Consider the following 19,242-nt stretch of genomic DNA (forward strand, 5'->3'; position numbering starts at 1 on the left):
GCGAAGATCAAACAGTCATCCTGGTCCGATCTGGTAGATGGTCGATCTTCGAAGGCGGCCTAAGAACTGTTCTGCAAATGGATCACAAGCCGCCGATTTGACATTTAGATATACCCTAGAATTGCGGCAACGAAAAAAAATTTCACAAAAAGACGTAAGTCGACAGCCGCAGCGCTATAAAGAAATTGCGCGCTAAAAAGATCGCCCACAAAAACCCACTGTTGAAAGGAATCCTATATGGACGCCGCACCCAACCGCCTTGGCGGAACAATAGATGTTGGTAAACTGAATGTTCCCACCATCGATCTCAAGAAGAATATCTCTGGAGAAAATCACGATTTCATCGACAAGGGCACAGTGTTTTTCTTGCTGAAGACGATGGCCTATGAGCTTAATGGCGACAAGGATGCTCCGGAGCTTGTCAGCTGCCTTCTGGGTATGACCAATGAATTGCTCCAGATGCTTGAACACCAGGAGTTAACTCATATAACGCACACCAACATCGACGGAACAGGATCGGTTACCGAAACCCCGTTGTTTCCGCCGCAGATTCCGCCTTTGCCCCCGCTTACCGCACTGCGCCAGCTTTCTCGTGAAGATCAGGCTCGCTTTCTCGATAAGCGTGCCAGTGATCTCATGCGCGAAATCGAAGGTCTGCGTTTAGGTTACTATGAGGCACCGGATTACCGGCAGAGCTATCGGATGATCGAGCAGGCTCGTCGCCGATTTCGCAAGTTGCGCGACACCGCCATGAAGCTGGGTCACTGGACTGATGGACGCTGGAACGCAGGTTCAGAAGAAACCTACCTCGTCTGATCTGGCGCTAGCCACCTCCCACCCAACTCAAGCACAAAGACAAGACCGGGATTTCGACCGCAAGGTCGGTCCCGGCCCGAAGGAGATGTGTTAAATGATCAAACCTGCACACGACATCCGGCTGACCAAACTCAACCGCGTTCTGAACCTGATCCCTACGAGGTATCGCGCGCGCGAAGCTGAGCTGATGCCGAATAAATGGCCGGAGTATCGTTTTCTGACCCCCATGGATGCGACCAAGCGGTTCCACGAGGCCTACATCGAGGCCTATAGGGACTATCTTCGCACCAACATCGACACCAAGGCAGCTGCCGATATCAAGATCGGCTTCAAATTGAGCCTTCACAAACGGAACGCTCATCTGACCCAGCTCTACATCGCTCGCCAGAAAGCAGACCAGATCGGCCTGCCTTATCCCGCTTACTTGGAGTTCGTTTTCAAGTTCGCGGCCGCTCGCCGTTATCGACATCCGCCACAGCCAAATCAGCTTTGGCCTGGCGAGAAGAAACGCGATGCCTGGCTGACCAAGATAGTGGCGTTCTGGAGTGACGACCGCCATGGCCTTGAATTGAACCGGATGAAGGCCATGCCCCAGTATGCATTTTTTTCCGACCGAGGCCTTCCGGCACAGCGTCAATTTCGTGAGGAAATGATCGATTTGGTCAGCCGCGGTGCCTACTCAATAGACGGATTTGTTGCAAAGCATGTGGTCGAGCGTCAGTACTTTCGTTCTGTTGATTGTAACTTTCTAGGGAAAAGTGCTGTTGAAAATGCTGAATGCAAAGCTCGGGAAGACGTAGCCAACGGCTTCCTTAGACCCGTTGAGCTCAAGACGCCTACAAGCGAGGAGTTCTACCAGAGTTGTTTTGGTGTGCCCGGGGTAGTCACGTCTGACAATCCTATTTGCTCGTCCTGTACGCAACATGGAGAATGTGAATTGGCGCGCCAGGCGGTCATCTCGAAAACCCTTTCAGAAACGGGCTTTGCCGATCCGATTGCCGAGGCTGATAGGCGTGCAAACCGGAGGCGTGTGAATGCATGTCGTACTCGCCAGAGTGCCTCGAGATTAGAGACCAACGCTGCACCGAAGGCGGAGGTTGCCGAGTAATGGCTCCCTTGTGTCAAATATAGTGTAAGAGAAAAGAAGTTAAGTATTAGGGGAGCGTTACACCCTCCGGAGATCAAGAAAACCCTCCGGGAATGTAATGCCCCCCTAGTTAAATACTTTCTCCGGAACATTCCTCCCGAAGTGTAACCTGTCACAAGGGGGGCATTTCACCCTCATTTCCATCAACGCAGAGCCGACCATCAATCGTCTGGTTGGTTTGTCCCCAAGACGCCCAAGATACGCTCGGCCAGCCTCGCCCGTTGGCCAGAATTCTCAACCCCAAACCTGCAGAAGACCTAAACTCATGAATGCTATCAATTTCACTATGTCCGGCCAACAGCTCTCAGCGCTTGACCGAGTTGGCTCCTGGCTGAAGAACGATGCCAAGACAAATAAGATCTTCCGGCTCTTCGGATATGCCGGCACCGGCAAGACGACAATCGCGCGACATCTGGCCAACGGTTTGAATGGAGAGGTTGTTTACGCGGCCTTCACTGGCAAAGCGGCTATGATGATGCAGCGCAACGGCTGTGAAGGTGCTTCCACCATCCACAGTCTGATCTACAAGGCTGTGCAGGGATCGAATGGTAAATTCAGTTTCCACCTCGATCCGGATAGTGCAGCAGCGGATGCGGGCTTGATTGTGCTCGATGAGTGCTCAATGGTTGATTTAGACTTAGCGCGTGACCTGATGTCATTCGGAACTCCTGTCCTCGCACTTGGTGATCCTGCCCAGCTGCCGCCGGTGGCCGGCGAGGGTTATTTCACCAACGCCAAGCCTGACGCCATGCTGACCGAAATCCACCGTCAGGCCAAGGACAGCCCGGTCTTACAACTGGCGACAGACATTCGTGAGGGGAAACCGTTGAAATATGGTGCCTATGGGAACAGCCGTGTGGTGCCGGACGGGAGTCTTGAGATCGATGAGATATTGGATGCGGACCAGCTCCTTGCCGGTAGGAACGTCACTCGTGCCCACTACAACGAAGAAATCCGCAGGGCCTTGGGACGCACCAGTGGCCTGCCTGAGATTGGCGACCGCCTTGTGTGTCAGCATAATGACCATGGCCTTGGTATCGTCAATGGAGGCATGTTCACGGTCGTCTCAGAACCGAAGAATTCCCGGTTTTCGGGGACTTTGTCGTTGGAACTGAAATCGTGCGACTTCCCGGACCATGAAAACTACCGCGTACGGGTGCATCCGGAGTATTTTACCGACGGCGAAGATAGATTGGCGGACAAGGAACGACAAAATTCTCAGCAGTTTAAGTATGGCTACGCGTTGACAGTTCATAAAGCCCAAGGCAGCCATTGGGGCCACGTGATTATAGAGGACGAAAGTCACATCTTCGACAAATATGCGAGGAATTGGCTTTATACCGCTGTTACACGGGCTTCTGAATGCGTGACCTTGGTTACACGCCTCTAGAAGCATTTCCACATTGAAGGCAACATTGGGCAGGCACTTTCTGCCCAATGAAGATGTTCCCTGACGCTATATCAATGGGAGCATTGAACCTCAAAATCTCGTTGGTGCCAGAACGCATCCCCTTCGCATCCAAAGGCTATTTCTAGGACTTCGCTTATACAAAAGGGCGGATTCCGGTCATTGGCTGCGGTTTGCGTGGAGGTCTGGAATGCGGACAAAGCCGACCTTGGATTTTAGGCCTTCGCTGACGCAGTATCCCTTCGCGCGTGCGGCGTACTTGTTGCTGCGGTGCAGTGCATTTCACTCGAACGGTCGTTCACAGATATCAGATTTTCCCGTTCCGATATCGTGCTTTCGCGGCTGCTCATTCCGATCATCCAGATGCGGACTATGCGACTCAGTTCTGCCGCGGAGATATACCCTAACCGATCGTATGATGCAGCTCAGATCGGTCGAAACGATTTTGATCTCGCGCAACGGGTCATCTCGACCTCCAAGTCGAGAGGCACCTTTGAAAGTTTGCGAGCAGAGCTATCAAGGTCGTAGCCGGTCAAGGTCAGTCGGGCTTGTCATTGGTCACAGCCAGTTCGCCAAGCGATATTTCTGGCTTCATGATGTGCAGTTTTTCCATTTCGGCAGCAGAGTGTTCCAAAGTCTCAAGGATCGTCCGAGCGGCTTGCTCGCCAATCTGTTTGCGCGCTGTCCGCGAAGTTGCGATCTTGCCGGGAAACCCTTCGATGAGACCCAAACCGTTGAAACCCGCTAGCGCGACGTCACCTGGAACGTCGATGCCTTCGGCAATGCAGTGACAGAGGCCGCCAAACGCAAGATCATCGTTTGAAAAGTAGATGCAATCAAGATCGGGCTGTCGTTTCAGAAGGTCGGCAGTCAAACGGCGACCGCAATCGACAGCTGAAAGCGCAGTCACATCGACCGGCAAATCCGATCCATCAATAATGCCGGCGAAGGCGAGTCCATGTTCGCGCAGTGCGCTTTGGAAACCTTGTTTCCGTTTCGCGGCCCTAAGGTCCTTGTCGAGGTTGCGCCCCACGTAGCCAAAGCGCCGTAAGCCTGTCTCAAACAGGGCGACAGCAATGTCATGGCCGGCCTCGCTATGCGAAAATCCGACACAGGCGTCGACAGGATGGCCGTCGATATCCATGATTTGTACGATCGGAACGCCTGCGTCTTTCAGCAGCTGGCGGGTTTCGGGTGGTTGGTCAATCCCGGTCACGATCAACCCGGCAGGGCGCCAAGACAGCATGTTTCGCAAGGTTTCGTATTCCGTTTCGGGGTCATAGTCGGTGACCCCGAAAACCGGCTGTAGCAAGGTGCCCTTCAACGCATTGGTTACCCCGGACATGACTTGGGGAAACACGATGTTTGACAGGCTGGGCACCACGACGCCGATCAGGTCGGTGTGTTTGCTCGAGAGGGAGGAGGCAAACTGATTCCCATAATAGCCTATCTCGCGCGCAGCCTGTTTTACCCTTTCAATGTTTGCCTGCGAGACGTCCTTGTCGCCACGAAGCGCGCGTGACGCTGTCATTTTACTGACACCGGCAGCGGCGGCGACGTCGGCTAAAGTTTTTCTGCTTTTCATAGGCTTGCCTTCCTTCTGTCTGCCGGCAGGTGGCCCATCGCCAGCAAAATCCGAACCTCTATTCACGCGTCTGTATCGCAAAGTCGACGTCGAAGCATTGACAGAATAGGTCGAATCGGACACTGGTATCAATACCGGTATCGGTACCGGTTGCGATACCGGTGGGTTAATCCGGGCATTGCCGTGGTTTCGGAGGAGGCCACGATCAACTGAAAATTAGCGCTATTTCGGCGCTGTGGGAGGAACCATGACACACTACACTTTCAAATCGCTCGTCCTGAGCGGCATCGCCGCCGCATCAACCCTTGTCGCGACGTCGGCGCTGGCCCAAGACTACCAATGGACGTTCCAGACATCGGCGCAGGCCGGAGACAACTTCTTTCCAATCGAAGAAGCATGGGCGGACCGCGTCAAAGAACTGTCCGACGGGCGCATCGAGATCACTGTTGTTCCGGTTGGGACCGTGGTGGCGCATAATGAAACGCTCGACGCTGTTGGTGCGGGCATCTTGCAAGGCCACATCACCGATCCGTCCTACTTCTCGGGCAAGGATCCTGCATTCGCCATGTTGGGCAACCTCGTCGGCGCATGGTCTGCACCTGAGCAGATGTTCGACTACATGGAAAACGGCGGCGGCAAAGCGCTGTTCAACGAGTTGGTAAACCCCTACGGGCTGCAGTTCCTTGGCGCCTCTGCAACGGGGGTCGAGGCCTTCTTGTCGACAGTGCCGATCTACGGTGTTGATGACCTCAAAGGCATCAAAATGCGCGCACCAGAAGGCATGGTGCAAGAAGTCTTCGCCGCAGCCGGTGCGTCGCCCGTGAACCTGCCCGGTTCCGAGGTCTACACCTCGCTGGAAAAAGGCGTGATCGACGCAGCCGACTACACCGTTTTCTCGACCAACCATGCCCAAGGCATGCACGAGTTCGCCAAATACCCGCTGTATCCCGGCTTCCACTCGATGCCTGTGATCGAAGTGTCAGTAAACAAAGACATCTATGATGGCCTGCCCGAAGATCTTCAGACCATCCTGAACGAGTCTGTTTCCGTCTTTGCGCGCGATATGGTCAGTCAGCTGGACGAGCAGAACGAGGTCGCCGTTGCAGAAGCGATGGCCGATCCAGACATCACCGTGATTAACTGGTCTGACGAAGAGCGTGCCCGGTTCCGCGGTATCGCTAAGTCGCAGTGGGCCAACTGGGCCGAGCGATCTGACATGGCTGGCAAGGCCTATGAAAGCGTTACGTCCTACCTGATCGAAGCCGGTCTTCTGGCCGAGTAAATCCACACCATGAAACGTTGCGAAGGGGCCAGAACCGGCCCCTTCGCCCCACGCATTCGCTCACGTTCCGGGAGGGGACAATGGCACAGTATGAAACGGCGATGACCGAAGCCGAAGTCGAGGCGCAGCTCGAAGCGCTCAAACGGGCGCACGACGAAGACACCGCCGGCCCCCAGAACGTTCTGGATCGCGGTATTGTCTCGCTCGGGACCGTCTTTAGTTTTCTGTTTGCACTCGCAACATTGATTTCACTGTATGAAATCGCCGCGCGGTATTTCTTCAATGCTCCCACGATCTGGGCGCATGAAACCGTGATCGCACTGATCGCCGTTTGTTACCTTTATGGCGGGATGCAATGTCTTGCCGCTGACAAACATATTCGCATCGGGCTGATCTATTTTGGCACCAGCGGCGGCACGCGCAGATTGCTGGACGTGGTCAACGGCATGCTTGCCTTGTTCTTTGCGCTCGCCATTGCCTACGCCGCCTATACCATGGTCGAAAAGTCGTGGTGGACGCCGCAGGGCGACATCCGACTTGAACGCTCGGGCTCGGCTTGGAATCCCATCACACCGGCCCTCATCAAAATGATGCTTTTGATCACGGCGATCGTCTTGGCGGTGCAATCTGTCGGCCATATCTGGACCGCATGGAAGGGCACCGGCTATCGCCAAAGCGCAGGCGAGGCGCCAAGCAAATGGGCCATCATCGGAATTGGCATCGTTTTCGTCATCCTCGCCACTGGCGGCTACCTGCTGTTTTCGCAAGGACGCGGCCTTGGCATTCAAACCGGCTCGCTGCTGCTTGTCGGCTCGATCATGGTGCTCATCTTGACGGGCATCCCGCTGGCCTTTGTCACCGGCCTGATCGCGATCCTCTTCACCATTGCATGGTTCGGCCCGTCCGGCGTGCCGCTGGTATCGAGCCGGATCTATTCCTTCGTCAATGAATACGTCCTTGTGGCCATTCCGATGTTCGTCTTGATGGCGTCGCTGCTGGACCGCTCGGGCATGGCGCGCGACCTCTACGATGCGATGCGCCTTGTGGCCGGTCGCATCAAAGGCGGTGTTGCTGTTCAAACACTGGTTGCAGCCGTGTTCCTTGCTTCCATCTCGGGCATCATCGGGGGCGAGATCGTCCTGCTGGGCCTGATCGCCTTGCCGCAAATGTTGCGGCTTGGGTACAACCGCGCGCTGGCCATTGGGACGGTCTGTGCCGGTGGGTCGCTGGGCACGATGATCCCGCCCTCCATCGTCTTGATCGTCTACGGTCTGACGGCCAGCGTCTCAATTGGCGATTTGTTTCTGGCCACCGTGACACCGGGCCTGATGCTGGCATCGTTTTACATCATCTACATTCTTATCCGCTGTTACGCGAACCCAGAGATGGGCCCGCCCATTTCGGACGAGGAGCTTAACATCCCGATGTCCGAGAAACTGCGCAAGATGCGCGGCGTGATCTTGCCCATCGGCGTCGCGGTCACCGTGTTGGGCTCGATCTATGGCGGCATCGCCTCAGTGACCGAGGCCGCGGCAATGGGCGTGGTCGGCGTGTTCGTCTCGGCCTTGATCCGCCGCGAAGTCACATGGGCCCTGATCCGCGACAGCCTGAAACAAACGCTTGAAACCTGCGGCATGATCATCTGGATCGGCCTGGGTGCGGCAGCTCTGGTGGGTGTCTACAACCTGATGGGCGGCAACCGGTTCATCGAAAGCACCATCCTCGACAGCGGGGCCTCACCCATGGTCATCGTGTTGATCATGATGGGCATCTTGATCGTGTTGGGCCTGTTCATGGATTGGATCGGCATCGCGCTTCTGACCATGCCAATCTTCGTGCCGATCATCATCAAGCTTGGCATGGACCCAGTATGGTTTGGCATCCTCTTCGCTATGAATATGCAGGTCAGCTATCTCTCGCCGCCATTTGGCCCTGCTGCCTTCTACTTAAAATCTGTCGCGCCTAAGGACATGAGTTTGTCCGAGATCTTTCGCGCGCTGATCCCCTTTATCTGCATCCAAGTCGTTGCGCTTGCTATCGTGCTGTTCTTCCCTGACGTTGCACTGTGGCTGCCGAACTGGGTGAAGGGAGGTTAAAATGACCATAGATACCAAGAACTCTACAAATGTCGCGATTATCGGCCTTGGTTCGATGGGGTATGGCATGGCCGCTTCAGCACTGCGTGGTGGGCACAAGGTCTGGGGCGTTGATATCAACCCGGACCAGATCGCCAAGTTTAAAGCCGAGGGGGGGCAAGATGCTCCTCTTTCTGAGGTCGCCGAAACGCTGGATGCCATTGCGGTGGTGGTATTGAATGCCGCCCAAACCGAAAGCGTTCTGTTCGGAGAAGACGGCATCGTTGCGAAACTGAAACCTGGCGCGGTTGTGCTGGCCTGCGCGACCGTCCCTCCGGCCTTCGCTAAAGACATGGCCACAAGGTGCGATGAACGCGGCGTTCACTATCTTGATGCGCCGATTTCCGGGGGGTCGATCAAAGCCGCCAGCGGTCAACTTTCGATTATGGCGTCCGGCTCCGTGCAGGCATTTTCTTCCGCGCGCCCGCTGCTGGACAGCATCGCCGAAACGGTTTTCGAGCTTGGTGACGAAGTTGGGGCTGGTAGCGCGATGAAAGCAGTGAACCAGCTTTTGGCTGGCGTCCATATCGCCACCATGGCTGAGGCTCTGACCTTTGGCATGACCCAAGGCGTGGCTCCTGAGAAGTTTGTTGAAGTTATCAGTAAATGCGCCGGAACCAGTTGGATGCTCGAGAACCGCGCGCCACATATCGTGGCGGGGGACTACACGCCGCATAGTTCGGTCAACATATGGCCCAAGGACCTTGGCATCGTGCTCGATATCGCAAAATCAGCACAGTTCAGCGCACCCATTACTGCGGCGGCGCTACAGCAATTCGTTGCAGCTGCCGGAATGGGACATGGGCAAGAAGACGACGCCGCAGTCGCCAAGGTGTATGCCCGCAACGCTGGATTGACCCTGCCGGGAGAGGACGCATGACCACCATCCTTGGCTGCATCGCCGATGACTTTACGGGCGCAACCGATCTTGCGGGCTTGCTCGCACGAAGTGGTGTACGCGTCTCCCTGCGCATCGGTGTTCCCGATAGCCCGCCTTCTGACACTGCCGCATTCGAAGTCATCGCACTAAAGTCTCGTACTGCACCGGTTGATGAGGCCCTCGCCGAGACCCGAGCCGCGTTGAAGTGGTTGCAGGCAGCAGGGGCGCAGAGGTTTTTCTGGAAATACTGTTCCACCTTCGACTCGACAGCGGAAGGCAATATTGGCCCCGTCGCCGAGGCGCTGATGGCCGACCTTGGCACTGACCAGACGATCTATTGTCCGGCTTTCCCCGAAAACGGGCGCGCCATCTTTATGGGCAATCTGTTTGTCGGACAGCAGCCTTTGGCAGAAAGCCCGATGAAGGATCACCCGCTGACCCCGATGCGTGACAGCAACCTGATGCGGCTTCTGCAGCCGCAGGTCACCCGCCCGGTCGGTCTGGCCGACAGGTTGACCGTGGCGCAAGGAACCGACGCCCTTCGAAATGAACTTGACCAACTCAAAGCCAAAGGCGTGGCGCATGTGGTGGTTGATGCCGTTGCCAATTCGGATCTGGGGATCATCGCCGAAGCCTGTCGTGATATGCCGCTTATGACGGGCGGAAGTGCCGTGGCTATGCCGCTTCCGGCGCTTTATTTGGCCGATGGAACCCTGTCGGCGGACGCCCGCAAGGCGGAGGCGCCTGAACTGGGGGCGGCAACGATTGTGCTGTCCGGCAGTTGCTCCGCCATGACAAACAAACAGGTGGCCGACTACACAAGTCGCGGCGTTCCGGCGTTCCAGTTGGACCCGCTGGCTTTGGCCGAGAACGGCCCGCAAAAAGCGCTTGATTGGTTGTCCAGGCAAGATCTCGACCAAGCTCCGATCATCTATGCAACAGCCAACCCGCAAAGCGTTCGCGCAGCACAGGAAAAACTGGGCGTGGCAGGTGCCGGAGAGATTGTAGAGGCCACCCTATCAGCTTGTGCTGTGGCGGCACGGGATAAAGGTGCGCGCCGTGTCATCGTTGCGGGCGGTGAGACGTCGGGGGCCGTGACCAAGGCGCTTGGTGTGACCCAGCTTGATATTGGGACAGAAATTGCACCGGGTGTCCCTTGGACCTATTGCCAGTCGGGCGGGCATCAGATTGCCCTGACTCTCAAGTCCGGCAATTTCGGGACAGAAACCTTCTTTACCTATGCCCAAGAAAAGCTGGACGCAGTATGACAAGCGAAGCAAAACTGCGCGAGCAAATCTGCCTGCTGGCAAAGTCGATGTTTGATCGCGGCCTGACCGGTGGCAGCACCGGCAACATTTCTGCCCGAACAGAAGACGGCGGGCTTCTGGTCTCCCCTACCGGGACAAGCTTCGGTAGGCTCGATCCTGGTAGACTCAGCCGATTTGACGCGATGGGAAACCACATCGACGGCGACAAGCCGACGAAGGAAATGCCACTTCACACGGCATTCTACGACACACGCAGCACGGCAGGTGCAGTGGTGCACTTACATTCCTGTCACTCGGTCGCGCTGTCGCTTATGCCGGACACCGATGAAGACAATTTCTTGCCCCCATTAACGCCTTACGGAATCATGAAGCTGGGGAAGGTCAAGTTGCTGCCGTTCTTCTTGCCCGGGGATCCGGCAATGGGGGAGGCAGTGCGTGGGCTTGCCGGTAAGCGTAGTGCGGTCATGCTGGCCAATCACGGGCCGGTTGTTGCGGGCAAGGATATCGAAGCCGCCTGCAATGCCATCGAAGAGCTCGAAGACACCGCGCGACTGGCCATGCTCACGCGTGGCATGAACCCGCGGATGCTGACACAGGCGCAGCAGCAGGCCTTGATCACAAAATTTGATGTGGAGTGGGACCAATGAGATTTTCTGCGAACTTGGGGTTTCTGTGGGCGGACCGGCCTTTGCCTGACGCGATCCATGCGGCCAAGGCAGCAGGGTTTAGCGCCGTGGAATGCCATTGGCCCTACGATGTGCCCGCCGGGGATGTGACGGCGGCCCTGCAAGAAACCGGCCTGCGCATGTTGGGGCTCAACACCCGGCGCGGGGATTTAGCGAGCGGCGAGAACGGATTGTCTGCGTTGCCCGGGCGCGACAAAGACGCGCGCGCCGCCATTGATGAGGCGATTGCCTATGCGGTCGCGATCAACACGCCCAACATTCACGTCATGGCCGGGTTTGCGGAGGGCCGCGATGCCCATGAGACCTTCGTCGAAAACCTGCGCTACGCTTGCGAAAAGGCGGCCCCCTACGGGATCACGATCCTGATCGAGCCGTTGAATAGATATGACGCACCGGGCTATTTCCTGACCACGACCGATCAAGCGCTGGCCGTGATCGCCGACGTCGGGACCACGAACCTGAAACTAATGTTTGATTGCTACCACGTGCAGCTGATGGAGGGTGACCTGACCCACCGGATCGAAGCGCTCCTGCCCTCAATTGGTCATATCCAGTTCGCCTCTGTCCCCGATCGGGGGGCTCCGGACAACGGCGAGGTCAACTACGCCCACATCTTCAGCACCATCGCGCGGCTGGGATATGACGCGCCCCTGGGAGCCGAATACAAGCCCGGCGGCGGCACGGATGCGACGCTGAGCTGGATGAACGACGCCTGACACTTGGGCGTCTGTGTCGCCCCTTCAAAGAAAAGGCCTGTACCATGAACGCCAATCAGATCACCTTTCGCGAATTTCTTTTGTCCCAGCGAAGTCAGCACCAACTGGACAAGGATCTGATCTTCCTTATGGAAGACATTGCGACCTCTTGTCGGATCATCTCTCACCAAATTCGCGGCGGGGCGTTCGCTGGCAGGCTGGGAGCTACGAAATCAACTAATGTTCAGGGGGAGACGCAAAAGCAGCTCGATGTGATCGCCAACGATGTCTTCGTACGACACTGTTCGAACTGCGGGCGCGTTGCTGCGCTGGTTTCGGAAGAGGTCGACGAGGTTTATTGGCTGAAAGACAAGCCTGAAGCCGGGGATTACCTCGTCTATTTCGACCCGCTTGATGGGTCTTCAAACCTCGACGTGAACCTCTCCGTCGGGTCGATCTTCTCGATCTCGCAACTTCCCACAGCTATTGATGCCACCGACGACCGGTCCGTGCTGCGCGCCGGCGCGGAACAGATCAGTGCCGGTTATGCGATCTATGGCCCTTCGACGGCTCTCGTCATCACGACTGGCAATGGCGTGCATGGTTTTACGCATCAGCAGGGCACCGGAGAGTTCCGCCTGACCTTCCCTGATATGGTTATCCCCGAGGCCACGGGCGAATTTGCAGTCAACGCCTCTCGTTACTCACTCTGGGATCAGCCGGTGAGGCGCTATTTCGACGAGTGCATCCAAGGTAAAAACGGCCCCCGTGAAAAGACCTTCAACATGCGCTGGACCGCTTCGATGGTCGCTGAAGTGCACCGGATCCTGATCCGTGGTGGCGTATTTCTCTATCCACGGGACGCAGGCAATAATGCCGACGGCGGCAAGCTACGCCTGATGTACGAGGCCAACCCGATGGCGTTGGTTGTCGAACAGGCAGGTGGTTCCGCGTCTACGGGAACCGAACGCATTTTGGATGTGCAACCCAACGCGCATCATCAACGTGTTCCCGTGATCCTTGGTTCGAAAGAGGAAGTAGCCGTTCTGGAGCGATATCACCGCGAGAGCTAACCACAGCCCCCTTGAGCCGCTTTCTTCAATTTTTCTGGCGCGTTGCGCCGCAATGGAGCGCTTGAAATGCCCCTGATTTCCCTTCGCCAACTTCTTGATCACGCCGCCGAGCATGACTACGGCCTCCCGGCATTTAACGTCAATAATATGGAACAGATGCTGGCCATCATGAAAGCGGCCGACAAAGCGAACAGCCCGGTCATTATGCAGGCCAGCCGTGGGGCGCGGGCATTCGCCAACGACATCGTTCTCGCACACCTTATTCGTGCTGCGATTGAGATGTATCCGCATTTGCCGATTTGCATGCACCAGGACCATGGAAATTCTCCGCAAACTTGCCTTTCGGCACTTGTGAACGGCTTTTCCTCGGTCATGATGGACGGGTCTTTGACCGATGATGGCACCACGCCTTCGGACTTCGAATACAACGTAAACGTGACAGCAAAGGTCAGCGAAATGGCCCACCTTGTCGGTGCTTCAGTAGAGGGCGAGATCGGGCATCTAGGCTCTCTGGAAACCGGCAAGGGTGAGGCGGAAGACGGTCATGGATTCGATGGAGAATTGAGTCGGGACCAGCTCGTGACGGATGCAGATGAAGCTGTAGAATTTGTGCGGCGCACCGAGGTCGACGCCCTCGCCGTCGCCATCGGGACCAGCCACGGGGCCTACAAGTTCACCCGCAAACCGGATGGCGATATCCTCGCCATGGACGCGCTCAAGTCGATCCACGCCAAACTGCCGGACACGCACCTTGTAATGCACGGCTCCTCCTCTGTTCCGCAAGAACTGCAGGACATCATCAACGAACATGGGGGTGAAATCGCCCCAACCTGGGGCGTGCCCTTGGAAGAGATAGAACTGGGCATCAAGCATGGGGTGCGCAAGGTGAACATCGACACCGACCTGCGCATGGCCCTCACCGGCGCGATCCGTAAGGTGTTTGCCGAGGACAAGGGGCAATTCGATCCCCGGAAATATCTGGCGCCGGGCGTGGAAGCCATGTCGGCGGTCTGTTTCGACCGGTTTGAACGGTTTGGCTGCGCCGGAATGGCGTCAAAAATCTCGTCCATTCCGCTCTCGGACATGGCCCAACGATACCAATCCGGAAGCATGAAACCCTCTTTAGGACGCTGAGACCTCACCCTTTCGTCTTGATCTCCATTGCCTGCTTCGGGCGCGCAACGACTGCAGGCACGCGACGAGACCATATAGTGCCGCCTATTTTTGTATCAGGATATCCACTCCGTCTGCTTACAACTAATTCGGTATTGTAGGCTGTTTTCGCAAAGAGTTTCGGTTGTCCGCCCTACTTCTAAGTACTTCAGCCGCTGCAGCGATGACCAAGCAGGCACGACGAACGGCAGATTGGTTCGCGACTTGAACTTGGTCGTTTGATATTCACTTCGCCAAGCACGAACAACCGGTGTCCCCCGCCGCTTCGCAGCAGAGAAATTTTTGCACGTGCGGAACCTTTCCTGCCGCGAGCGCATGCAGCAAGATGTCCATAGGTCTGGTATGGGCTCAAACCAGCCTCTCGCTGCAAGATGTGTCGACGGCGGCTGTGGGCCGCCCGCGTAGGCGACCCAACTGCACTAGATTTCAATGGCTTCAGCGATGGCCAAGGCATCCTCGAGTTCGACACCGAGGTATCGGACCGTACTGTCCATCTTCGTGTGGCCCAGAAGTAGCTGAACCGCGCGAAGGTTTCCGGTCTTCTTGTAGATCTGAGTGACCTTGGTTCTACGCATCGAATGCGTGCCATAGGCGCTTGCCTCCAGACCAATCGACGTGACCCAGTCGCGGACGATTCGAGCATACTGACGGGTCGAGATGTGCAGCCGCTCATGGAAGCGGCCCGGCCAAAGGTACTCGGAGCCGATCATCACCTCGTCTTCCATCCACTTCTCGACCGAGGCGCGAGTCCCTTCGGATATCTCAAATCGCACAGGTTTCTGTGTTTTGCTCTGTAGGACCGACGCCCGTTCCTTGATCTGACCTGTCGCCATAACATCAACGACTTTCATCTTCACCAGGTCGCAACCGCGGAGCTTGCTGTCGATCGCCATATTGAACAGTGCCAGATCGCGATGGTTCTCAGCGAGTTCGAGCCTAACCCGGATCGCCCAGACGTGTTTTGGCTTCAGGGGGCGCTTTTGACCAACAATACGTCCTTTGTTCCAGGCGGGACGAAGCGCACGAATGGCAGGTAAGTTTGGTGTTTCCATGACTGATCCTCCGATCCGCCATGCCCTCCCACAACGGCAACCCGACGTTGACCGAGGCAACATATCACAGGATGCTGCGCCGCATTCGAGGTCTGGAACGAGCCCATCGCGTTGCTTGCTGCGCCCTGCTCGAACTGGTGCAATGCGCAATCAGCGGACATCCAGCCTGGCCTGCCTGCCAATCGGCAACATGCGATCGCAATTTGACAGGTTGATCGGCCTTGATAACGTCGGGATAGCCCAGCTTCAGGTTTTCGGGCATGTTCCAAGCAACGCTCAGAGACGGAAAATCCCTAGCGGCTGGCATCCTTGCGATCATCTTATGTCACTGCCCCAGTCACGCACACACTGCATACGAGCAGCGGGAAACAGGTTGCGGTCAGGGCACTTTCCCCGGTGTTCCATTTCGGCCGTTGCGGCCCTCCGGTTCCGGCCCGATCAGAACCTGAACTTTGCACCAATGAAGGGCCCTGAGAAAGTCAGGTCCGACATGACCGGAGAGTTGCTGATATCCCAGGTCAGGTGACGATATCCGAAGCTCAGATCCCATTTGTTGATCCGGTAGTCAAATGACAGCGACGCTTGCCAGGTCAGGTCGCTTTCACCTGTTCCGACATCCGCGTAGTAGGCCAGCGTCCAGCGATCTGCCAGAACCTGCGTTCCGCGCAAACCGACAATGGCGTCCCAGTTGGTCAGGTTCGCGTTCGCGCGCTGCGATCCCCCGGCAATGGCAATGTTGGCGGTCGTATCCAACTGCATGTGCCGGACCCCGCCAAACGCGTTCAGACGGGACAGGCTGTCATGGACGACATCGTAACCCGCACCGCCGGTAAAGACGAACCCCTTGATGCGGGCATCCGCCGTGGCCGGAATGCCGGGGCCGAACGTGGCGTTCTTGTCCTCGGCCAGTTGCAGGTAGAGCGCATCCCCGAACAGGGCCCATCGACCTTTGGTGGCTTCAAGAGACCCCATCAACCCAAAGTCGAGCTTGTCCAGGATGTCGGAGAAGCTCATGTCGACGCTTTGGCCTGTTGTGGTCGTCCCGCCGAGGGTGGCTCCCCAGAGATAGATGAACCCGGTGAAATCCCAGCTTTGTTGCGCTGAAGCGGAACCGGCTGCGCTCATCGCGAATGCGGTGGAGAGCGCGGCGGCAGCAACGGTGCGTCTCAGGGCATGTCGTGTTGTCATGTCGATCTCCTCAAAGGTAATTGAGTTTCTTGGTGACCCAGAAAAGGATCTCGGCCAGAACGCCGATCGCGTCGGCCTTGTCGGTCATGACCAGCGCTGTTCCTGAGGTGCCGAATGCCAATGCATCTGCATACAGACCCTCCGGCAATTCGATCAGGACCGCATATTGAGAGGCCCCGGCCAGCTCTCGAAGGCTGGGCAACCCCGACCGCAGGTCCAATGTCCCCTCAGAAGACGCGGTGGGCAGCCCGACGATTGTCCCAGTGATTTCTCCTCCGGGCGGAGTCCTCATCGCGACACGGAGGTCGTCACCGACGGCGACGTTGACGCGGCTCGATTGCGGCAAGGTGGCCACGACAAAATGGTCCTCGGGGTCAACAAAGGTGATCGCGCCCTGCATCGAGGTTGCCCGGTTGCCCGGCCTCAGCGACACGCCGGTGACAACCCCGTCGCCCGGTGCGCGCACAATGGTCTGGTCCAGGTTCCATTGCGCTTGTGCCAAGGCCTGTTCAACCTCGACCACGGCGGCATCGCGCCCGTCGATCCGCGCCGCGATCCGGCGTTCCAGACCGGCCTTGGGTGCCTCGGCTGCGCGGGTCCCGGCTGTCAGCTGGTCGATGGTTGAAACGGCTTCCTGCAGCTGAAAGGTGGTGGTCGCTCCGCGTTCCTCAAGCTCGACAATATCGTCCCGCCGCTGGATCCCGAATGTCAATTGAGCGTTCAGGGAGGCAATGTCAGCCTCCGCGGCGGCCAGATCCGTCCGCAATTGGTCGGCCGAGGATTTCGCCGTTTCCAACGACGCTTCCAGCCGCGAAACTTCGGCCGCGTAAACGGTGTCGTCGATTCGAAAAAGCACATCGGCCTCGCTGACCGCCTGGTTCGCGTCAACCGCCACTTCGACGACCCGACCCGAGACGTTGGGTGCGATGTTGGTTGCAACACCCTGCACGGAAACCGTGCCGGTCGGCGTGGCGTGGTTCAGCGCACCGATCACCACCAGCGCGACCACGACGGCAACACCGTAGACCAGCGTTTTCCAGAACCCGTTCCACGGCAACAGCCGGAGTTTGGAAAAGACAAGCCAGACAAGTCCGAAGTAAAGGCCGAGGATGATCAGCATGGCTGTTTGCCCCGATAAAATGGCGCGTTTTGAACCGTTTTCGGTGCGCGTGGCCGACGCTTATTGCAGTCGGCCACGGCGTTGATCATTTCTTGAGTTGCCAGCTGTCGAACAATTCCCGCGTGGCGATGCTTTCAGGACGGAGATTGTCGATGCCTTCGTAAGGCACGCCCTTTCCCAGAGGCAAATGCGGATACTGTTCGATCATGATTTTGTGGCGTTTGATCATGTCCTGGAAGGACGCGCCCGACCAAAGGGCGTTCCCGATCTGGGGATGTTCTTCCCTTGGGTCACGCAGAAGGTTGAACACGGGCGCGGCTGCTCCGGGAACGCCAGGGGCGGGCACATGCATCTTGAATTCCTGCTTCACGACCGACCGCATGACGGGACCTTCGTAAATATAGACATAGTCGCGGCGCCCGTTTCCTTCGCCTTCCAAAAGCAGCGCAGTCTGATCAATCCCATCGATGATACGATCGCGCGGGATGTGATCTGTGCCCCCCGCGATGCGCGCCAAGGTGGTAAACAGGTCTGACACATGCACGATATCACCCGCTGCCGAACCGGCTTCAACGACGCCGGGCCAACGAATAAACGCATCCGTGCGCACACCACCTTCGAGGTGTTGCGTCTTCCCGCCCCGATAAATCAGCTGGTTCAGCCCCGAGGTGCCTTCATAGTGATACATCAAGCCGTTATCGGCCATGAAGATCACGATGGTGTTATCGGCCTCTCCCAAGTCCTCCAGACGCGCAAGCAATTCACCGATCCAGCCATCAAGCAATTGCAGCTTATCCGCGTGAAATCCGCCGTTTCGCGAAATCGCCTGATCCGGATACACAAAGTTCAGCGGATATAGCGGCCAATATTGCAGGAAGAACGGCTCATCTGCGGCTGACAGTTTTTCGAGCTGTTCGACAATCTGGCGCTGATACCGCTCGTTCATCTCTTCGTACTTGGCTTGCGTCCAGCGTTCGCCCGGCTCTATGTCAACTTCGCTGGCCTGCCCGCCAGCCTCTCCTTCAACGCCTGTCACCAGCCCGAAGGGCTTGAAATTCTGATCCAACGCGAATTGGTTCGATTGCCCTTCCAGAGCGAAGCCGAGCATGTTGTTGGCACGCATCGCCTCTTCGGTCATGAGACTGAGCTGAACCTGCTGATGCAAAGGAAATGCAGCCCAATCAAAACCCTGGTTGTGAGGATAAGCCTGCTCGATGTCGCCCTGGTGCCATTTGCCCACGTGGGCCGTGTTATAGCCTTCCTCCTTCAGGATCTCGGCCAGCGTGACTTCCTGTTCGTGCAGACCTTCGCCAACCAGGGCGACCTTCACCTCGTTCACGCCGGCACGAAAAGGATGGCGCCCGGTCAGAAACGCCGCACGGGTCGGCGTGCAGGACGGTTCTGTATACATGCGCATCAGCGACATGCCTTCGGTGGCAAACTGGTTGATGTTGGGCGTCTCGATGCCCATCACATAATTCATCGTACGATTGCCCATCTGGCCGAAGCTGACGTCGTCGATCAGGATGTAGAGGATGTTCGGCGGCCTGCCGTCATTGGCCTCGCGAATGCTTGCGAGCCGGTCGTCTATCTCATCGTCCTGTGCATCCCAGCGCTCCCCATACTGAGCGCGCAGGAAATTGAATTCCCCATCATGAATGATCGGAGTGTCCTCGGCTGCCGCCATCGTGGCGCACGCAACCAGCCCCGCTATGATACCTGATCGTTGCATAT

16 protein-coding genes and 1 pseudogene are annotated in these 19,242 nt (G+C 57.1%); 12 read left to right on the forward strand and 5 right to left on the reverse strand.

Annotated features, from left to right (window positions below; all coding sequences use genetic code 11):
* Positions 1-237 precede the first annotated feature (237 nt).
* The 3 genes from AC2FFD_RS19750 (at position 238) to AC2FFD_RS19760 (ending at position 3,353) form a co-directional block, all read left to right on the forward strand.
* Positions 238-816 (forward strand): hypothetical protein, encoded by a 579-nt coding sequence (locus AC2FFD_RS19750; RefSeq protein WP_496873919.1) that lies wholly within the window; start codon positions 238-240, stop codon positions 814-816.
* A gap of 94 nt (positions 817-910) precedes the next feature.
* On the forward strand, positions 911-1,924 hold the full coding sequence (locus AC2FFD_RS19755) for a hypothetical protein (RefSeq protein ID WP_496873920.1): 1,014 nt from the start codon (positions 911-913) through the stop codon (positions 1,922-1,924).
* 304 nt (positions 1,925-2,228) lie between these two features.
* The gene (locus tag AC2FFD_RS19760) at positions 2,229-3,353 is read left to right on the forward strand and encodes an ATP-dependent DNA helicase (RefSeq protein WP_496873921.1); all 1,125 of its coding nucleotides are present in this window, start codon (positions 2,229-2,231) and stop codon (positions 3,351-3,353) included.
* Positions 3,354-3,909: 556 nt separating this feature from the next.
* On the opposite strand, the gene AC2FFD_RS19765 is transcribed toward AC2FFD_RS19760, so the two are convergent.
* Complete coding sequence (locus AC2FFD_RS19765; RefSeq protein ID WP_369927129.1) at positions 3,910-4,956, reverse strand: LacI family DNA-binding transcriptional regulator; 1,047 nt, start codon at positions 4,954-4,956, stop codon at positions 3,910-3,912.
* Between the two features lie 247 nt (positions 4,957-5,203).
* Here AC2FFD_RS19765 and AC2FFD_RS19770 point away from each other — a divergent pair, with 247 nt between their 5' ends.
* The 9 genes and pseudogenes from AC2FFD_RS19770 (at position 5,204) to fba (ending at position 14,109) form a co-directional block, all read left to right on the forward strand.
* Positions 5,204-6,238 (forward strand): TRAP transporter substrate-binding protein, encoded by a 1,035-nt coding sequence (locus AC2FFD_RS19770; protein WP_369835325.1) that lies wholly within the window; start codon positions 5,204-5,206, stop codon positions 6,236-6,238.
* A gap of 101 nt (positions 6,239-6,339) precedes the next feature.
* Positions 6,340-6,882 (forward strand): annotated as a pseudogene (locus AC2FFD_RS19775) (TRAP transporter small permease subunit); the annotation flags it as partial.
* Between the two features lie 174 nt (positions 6,883-7,056).
* Complete coding sequence (locus AC2FFD_RS19780; RefSeq protein WP_369835335.1) at positions 7,057-8,334, forward strand: TRAP transporter large permease; 1,278 nt, start codon at positions 7,057-7,059, stop codon at positions 8,332-8,334.
* A gap of 1 nt (position 8,335) precedes the next feature.
* Positions 8,336-9,253 (forward strand): L-threonate dehydrogenase, encoded by a 918-nt coding sequence (gene ltnD / locus AC2FFD_RS19785; RefSeq protein ID WP_369835324.1) that lies wholly within the window; start codon positions 8,336-8,338, stop codon positions 9,251-9,253.
* Complete coding sequence (gene otnK / locus AC2FFD_RS19790) at positions 9,250-10,521, forward strand: 3-oxo-tetronate kinase (RefSeq protein ID WP_369835323.1); 1,272 nt, start codon at positions 9,250-9,252, stop codon at positions 10,519-10,521. The genes ltnD and otnK overlap by 4 nt, the downstream gene beginning before the upstream one ends.
* Positions 10,518-11,168 carry a 3-oxo-tetronate 4-phosphate decarboxylase gene (gene otnC, locus AC2FFD_RS19795; protein ID WP_369835322.1) on the forward strand — a complete coding sequence of 217 codons (651 nt, stop codon included), beginning with the start codon at positions 10,518-10,520 and terminating at the stop codon, positions 11,166-11,168. The genes otnK and otnC overlap by 4 nt, the downstream gene beginning before the upstream one ends.
* Positions 11,165-11,923, forward strand: a complete 759-nt coding sequence (locus AC2FFD_RS19800) for a hydroxypyruvate isomerase family protein (protein WP_369835321.1) — start codon at positions 11,165-11,167, stop codon at positions 11,921-11,923. The genes otnC and AC2FFD_RS19800 overlap by 4 nt, the downstream gene beginning before the upstream one ends.
* 44 nt (positions 11,924-11,967) lie before the next feature.
* Positions 11,968-12,975 carry a class 1 fructose-bisphosphatase gene (locus AC2FFD_RS19805; RefSeq protein ID WP_369835320.1) on the forward strand — a complete coding sequence of 336 codons (1,008 nt, stop codon included), beginning with the start codon at positions 11,968-11,970 and terminating at the stop codon, positions 12,973-12,975.
* A gap of 66 nt (positions 12,976-13,041) precedes the next feature.
* Positions 13,042-14,109, forward strand: coding sequence for a class II fructose-bisphosphate aldolase (gene fba / locus AC2FFD_RS19810; protein WP_369835319.1), 1,068 nt, complete (start codon positions 13,042-13,044; stop codon positions 14,107-14,109).
* Positions 14,110-14,567: 458 nt separating this feature from the next.
* Here fba and AC2FFD_RS19815 read toward each other — a convergent pair whose 3' ends face one another.
* The 4 genes from AC2FFD_RS19815 to AC2FFD_RS19830 all read right to left on the reverse strand — a co-directional run bounded on the left by AC2FFD_RS19815 (position 14,568) and on the right by AC2FFD_RS19830 (position 19,240).
* Positions 14,568-15,200, reverse strand: a complete 633-nt coding sequence (locus tag AC2FFD_RS19815; RefSeq protein WP_480495824.1) for a tyrosine-type recombinase/integrase — start codon at positions 15,198-15,200, stop codon at positions 14,568-14,570.
* Positions 15,201-15,638: 438 nt separating this feature from the next.
* Entirely contained in the window at positions 15,639-16,388 is a 750-nt protein-coding gene (locus AC2FFD_RS19820) for a hypothetical protein (RefSeq protein WP_496873922.1), read from the reverse strand.
* Between the two features lie 10 nt (positions 16,389-16,398).
* Positions 16,399-17,508 (reverse strand): HlyD family secretion protein, encoded by a 1,110-nt coding sequence (locus AC2FFD_RS19825; RefSeq protein ID WP_496873923.1) that lies wholly within the window; start codon positions 17,506-17,508, stop codon positions 16,399-16,401.
* 85 nt (positions 17,509-17,593) lie between these two features.
* On the reverse strand, positions 17,594-19,240 hold the full coding sequence (locus tag AC2FFD_RS19830) for a sulfatase-like hydrolase/transferase (RefSeq protein WP_496873924.1): 1,647 nt from the start codon (positions 19,238-19,240) through the stop codon (positions 17,594-17,596).
* Between the last annotated feature and the right edge of the window lie 2 nt (positions 19,241-19,242).

This window comes from Ruegeria sp. YTSC002 (assembly GCF_059609845.1).